Origin of the sequence: Sutterella sp. (genome assembly GCF_030539355.1) — a bacterium.
In the GTDB taxonomy this organism is placed as follows: domain Bacteria; phylum Pseudomonadota; class Gammaproteobacteria; order Burkholderiales; family Burkholderiaceae_F; genus Sutterella.
In genome coordinates, this window is the sequence record NZ_JAUNSF010000130.1 from 1 (window position 1) to 4,166 (window position 4,166).

5 protein-coding genes are annotated in these 4,166 nt (G+C 63.7%); 3 read left to right on the forward strand and 2 right to left on the reverse strand.

What is annotated here, in order from left to right; translation table 11 throughout:
* Nucleotides 1–724: 724 nt before the first annotated feature.
* Nucleotides 725–1,561: an aldo/keto reductase gene (locus tag Q4F91_RS12315; protein WP_303338019.1), complete on the forward strand. Its 837-nt coding sequence runs from the start codon at nucleotides 725–727 to the stop codon at nucleotides 1,559–1,561.
* A 101-nt stretch (nucleotides 1,562–1,662) separates the two neighbouring features.
* Here Q4F91_RS12315 and Q4F91_RS12320 read toward each other — a convergent pair whose 3' ends face one another.
* Nucleotides 1,663–2,130: a GNAT family N-acetyltransferase gene (locus Q4F91_RS12320; protein WP_303338020.1), complete on the reverse strand. Its 468-nt coding sequence runs from the start codon at nucleotides 2,128–2,130 to the stop codon at nucleotides 1,663–1,665.
* 373 nt (nucleotides 2,131–2,503) lie between these two features.
* Here Q4F91_RS12320 and Q4F91_RS12325 point away from each other — a divergent pair, with 373 nt between their 5' ends.
* Both Q4F91_RS12325 and Q4F91_RS12330 read left to right on the forward strand, forming a co-directional pair.
* Nucleotides 2,504–2,836 carry a co-chaperone YbbN gene (locus Q4F91_RS12325; protein WP_303338021.1) on the forward strand — a complete coding sequence of 111 codons (333 nt, stop codon included), beginning with the start codon at nucleotides 2,504–2,506 and terminating at the stop codon, nucleotides 2,834–2,836.
* Between the two features lie 211 nt (nucleotides 2,837–3,047).
* Nucleotides 3,048–3,419 (forward strand): DMT family protein, encoded by a 372-nt coding sequence (locus Q4F91_RS12330; RefSeq protein ID WP_303338023.1) that lies wholly within the window; start codon nucleotides 3,048–3,050, stop codon nucleotides 3,417–3,419.
* A 3-nt stretch (nucleotides 3,420–3,422) separates the two neighbouring features.
* On the opposite strand, the gene Q4F91_RS12335 is transcribed toward Q4F91_RS12330, so the two are convergent.
* The gene (locus tag Q4F91_RS12335) at nucleotides 3,423–4,010 is read right to left on the reverse strand and encodes a flavin reductase family protein (RefSeq protein WP_303338025.1); all 588 of its coding nucleotides are present in this window, start codon (nucleotides 4,008–4,010) and stop codon (nucleotides 3,423–3,425) included.
* Between the last annotated feature and the right edge of the window lie 156 nt (nucleotides 4,011–4,166).

Here is a 4,166-nt window from a genome sequence, read left to right on the forward strand (position 1 = left end):
GTCAGTGGAACTATGTCATCCGAGGGTTCGTATAACTTATTTGTTGACTATTCCTAAGTGTGCAAATTCCGTAACTCCTGACGCGTGGAGCATTCGCCTGGAAAATGCCGGGATCGCCTGCAGCAGAGGCGAAGTGAGCGTTTCGAGGCGTCCGTCGGCACAGCGGAAGGACGTCGCAGAGGGCTGTTGTACATGCTTCATCCATGCCTTCAGGTACAAGAAACCATTTCACTTAAGCATGCAGTTTTCGTCATCGCCTCCCTGGTCCGTCGCCGCCGCCGCCTTATTTAGCATTCACGGTCCATGCCTGAAAGTAGGTGAAGTTACTTCACGTAAGTGTGCAAATTCCGTAACTCCAGACGCGCGGAGCATTCACCCGGGAAATGCCGGGATCGCCTGCGGCAGAGGCGAAGTGAGCGTTTCGGGCGTCCGTCGGCACCGCGGAAGGACGGCGCAGAAGCCTGTTGTGCACGCTTCATCCATGCCTTCAGTTACATGAAACCATTTCACTTAAATATGCAGTTTTCGTCATCGCTTCCGCCGGCGCCTCACTCCCTGGAACGCCGCTCACCGGCGCGGCACTTCTGAAAGAAAGAGGCAAGCACGCGAAAGTTTCCGTTTCGCCGTCCCGAACCGCGTGATTCAGAATGGAAGCCACGGACCTGCGGATGATCGCGCCCGGCCGCACCTGCGGAAGAGCGGGCGGACATCAAGGAGAGAGAGAATGAAATACATCAGCGTTGAGATGCCGCTCATCGGCTACGGCGTCTATCAGGTCACGCCCGCGGAATGCGTGCGGTGCGTGAAGGACGCGCTCGAGGTCGGCTACCGCTCCATTGACACCGCCCAAGCCTATGCGAACGAGGCGGAGGTGGGACAGGCGATCGCCGAGAGCGGCGTCGCCCGCGGCGACATCTTCCTCACGACGAAGATCTGGATCAGCAAGGCGGGCGAGAAGACGGCCGCGGCGAGCATTGACGAGTCTTTGAGGAAACTTCGCACCGACTACGTCGACCTGCTCCTCATCCACCAGCCCTTCGGTGACTACTACGGCACCTGGCGCGCGATGGAGGCGGCATACCGTGCGGGCAAGGTCCGCGCGATCGGTGTGAGCAACTTCTACCCGGACCGCTACATCGACCTCGACCACTTCGCCGAGGTCAAGCCCATGGTGAACCAGGTCGAGGCACACCCCTTCGACCAGCAGCGGGCCGCGCAGGAGATCATGAGGAAGCGCGGCTGCGCCGTCATGGCCTGGGCACCGCTTGCTGAGGGCCGGAACGGGCTCTTCACCAATCCGGTCCTCGAGGCGATCGGCGCGCAGTACGGCAAGACGCCCGCGCAGGTCGCGCTCAGGTGGCTCATCGAGCGCGACATCGTCGTGATCCCAAAGTCCGTGCGCAGGGAGCGCATGGCCGAGAACCTGGCGATCCTCGACTTCGAGCTCTCGGCGGCAGACCACGAGGCCATCAGGACGCTCGACCTCGGACACAGCCTCTGGTTCGATCACCACGACCCGGCCGTGGTCGAGCAGTTCATGGGCTGGGTCAACATCGTCTGACGCCCCCTCACCCGGCGGCCGGCGGTGCCGGCCGCACATACGGAAACCGGCGCTCGGGGGAAGTCCCCGGCGCCGGCTGCTCACTGCCGCTCCTCTGAAGCTCAGAGCGGGCAGGCGTTCGTTTCCTCAGTCTTCACGGATTCGTCGAGCGACTTGGCGAAGCGGATCTTCGTCCTCTTCATGCCCTCGCTCTCGTAGAGCTTGTGGGCATTGAGGCGGTCGCAGCCGCAGGTGATCTCGAGCATCACGCAGCCCGCTTCCCGGGCGACCTCCTCGGCCTTCCTCAGGAGCGCGCGGCCCACGCCGCGGCCGCGGAGCTTGGGCGAGACGACGAACTCAAGGATCTCCGCCACGCGGGCCGCATGATGGAGCTGCTGCTCGAAGCGCAGGTTGAGGACGCCGAGCACATGGCCCTCCTCCTCGCAGACGAGGCAGTACCTGTTCGGGTCCGAGATCTGCTGCCCGAGGATGCGCGCGAAGGCATCTGGCTCCAGCGCATCGTCAACAAGTGCGCAGATGAGCGCGCGAATGTCCGCATAGTCAGACGGCCTGGCCTTTCTGAACTCCATTTTTTTCCCCTTCTCCTGAAAAAGTTTCCGGCGCCCGCGGGCGGCCGGAGGCCTTTATATCGCCATTGGGGCAGTGAAATCACTTACCCGTTAGGCGTACCCCGTCGGGATAAGGTCCCGCCGCGTCATGATCCTGCCGCTCCCCGGCGGCGCGGGCCGGGTGCGGTTTCATGTCGTCGGGCGGGTTCGTTCAGATGTCGCCGGGTCTCCGACGCCGCCGAAACACGGGGTAATACTGTGACTTCTGCAATGTTTTGAGTCCTTTTTGAAGAAATGCTCACGTCCCGCCCGGCACGGCTGCGCTAGAGTTATCGGCAGCGAAACGAGCCGGCCCGGTGAAGGCCGGCGCTCCCACACGAAAAGGATTCATCCCATGAGCGACATCATCATTGTCAACGACGAAGCGTCCCTGCAGAAGCTCATTGACTCGGGCAAGACCTTCATCCTCGCCATCGGCGCCCCCTGGTGCGTTGACTGCCGCCGCGCCCAGCCCTTCTACCTCCAGTTCGCGAAGACCTACAGCGACACGCTCCTCTTCGCGAGCGCCAACTGCGACGAGTTCAAGGGCATCCGCGAGCGCTACGACGTGAAGCACATCCCGACGATGATCATCTTCAAGGACGGCAAGCCGCTGCCCGGCCGCCTCGTCGAGGTCCAGACCCCGGGACAGCTGAAGGACTTCATCGAGGAAGGCCTCGCCGCCTGATGCGGTCCCGCACCTGAGAAAGACGAACTGAAGCTCCGCCGCTCCCCGCGAGCGGTTAGACTTCTCCTCAATTCGCCGCCGCGCCGCTCTTCCGGAAGCTTCCGGCTCCGGGAAGATCAGGTGCGGCGTCTTCGTTTTTCTCCTTCATTCATGGGGCACCTACCGGGAGCCGGCCCAAGACTCTCGGTCAGCACGCGCCCGACCTCAGACAATGCTCTCCCAAGGCCTCACCACCATCGGGCTGCTACTCATCTCGAACGTCTTCATGACGCTCGCCTGGTACCTGCACCTGAAGCTTCAGGACATGCAACTGATCACGCTCTGGCCGGTCTGGGCCGTCGTGCTCTTCTCCTGGGGCATCGCCCTCTTCGAGTACAGCTTTCAGGTGCCGGCGAACCGCATCGGCTTCGTCGGCAACGGCGGCCCCTTCACGCTCCTCGAGCTCAAGGTGATCCAGGAAGTGATCACCCTCTCGGTCTTCATCGTCTTCTCGTTCGTCGCCTTCGGCACGAAGATCGCCTGGAACCACATCGCGGCCTTCGCCTGCCTCATTCTCGCCGTCTGGTTCGCCTTCCAGAAGTGACGGTCAGCCCGTGCGCCCGCCCTGGGCGCCGGTGAGCACAACCTCGCGGGCGGCCTCGGTGAACCAGCCGCCGCCGGCCTCGTAGTGCACGCGCCGGTCCGCTACCGCGAGCTCCGAGGGAGGAACGGGGCAGTTCGCCCGCCAGAGCCTGTCATCAACCCACGCGGCCTCCGCCACGCCGAAGAGGAGCGCGTTGGGGAAGCCCGGAAGCCCCTCGGTCACGCGCCGGCAGACCACCCAGGCGCCGCAGCCGGCGACGAAGGGCAGTCCCGAGTCGTTCCCGATCAGTTCCACACCCGCGCTCTCGAGCTTCCGCGGATCCTCGTGCATGGTCGTGGTGCCGAGCCGGTGCACAAGCGCCGCGATGCCGGCGTTGGGCGTCATCAGCACGAAGCGCCCGGTCCGCTCGATGATCCCCCGCGTGAAATGGTTCGGGCCCGCGGTCACGAGCGCACGGTCGAGCCCCCAGGGCGCGCACCAGCCGCAGGGCATGACGTCCGTCACAGTCCCGTCGGACGCGCCGAGGAGCACAAGGCCTCCGTCGTTGAAGCAGCGGAAGACATCATTGAGCGGGAGCGGTACAAGGGCCATCGGGATCTCCGGAACAGTCGGATGCGATTGAAACGCATTAGCGAGAAAACCCAATGATACCCCTCCCCCTCAAAGCGGAATCCCGGCGCTCTCACGGGAGAAACGCCGGGATCCGGGAAACGCGGGGCCGAGCCAGACGGCATGCAGCCCCGGGAA

Excerpts from the sequence above, each read along its gene's own strand:
- Q4F91_RS12320 (WP_303338020.1), bottom strand. The coding sequence starts at position 2,130 with ATGGAGTTCAGAAAGGCCAGGCCGTCTGACTATGCGGACATTCGCGCG.
- Q4F91_RS12315 (WP_303338019.1), top strand. The coding sequence starts at position 725 with ATGAAATACATCAGCGTTGAGATGCCGCTCATCGGCTACGGCGTCTAT.
- Q4F91_RS12325 (WP_303338021.1), top strand. The coding sequence starts at position 2,504 with ATGAGCGACATCATCATTGTCAACGACGAAGCGTCCCTGCAGAAGCTC.
- Q4F91_RS12335 (WP_303338025.1), bottom strand. The coding sequence starts at position 4,010 with ATGGCCCTTGTACCGCTCCCGCTCAATGATGTCTTCCGCTGCTTCAAC.
- Q4F91_RS12330 (WP_303338023.1), top strand. The coding sequence starts at position 3,048 with ATGCTCTCCCAAGGCCTCACCACCATCGGGCTGCTACTCATCTCGAAC.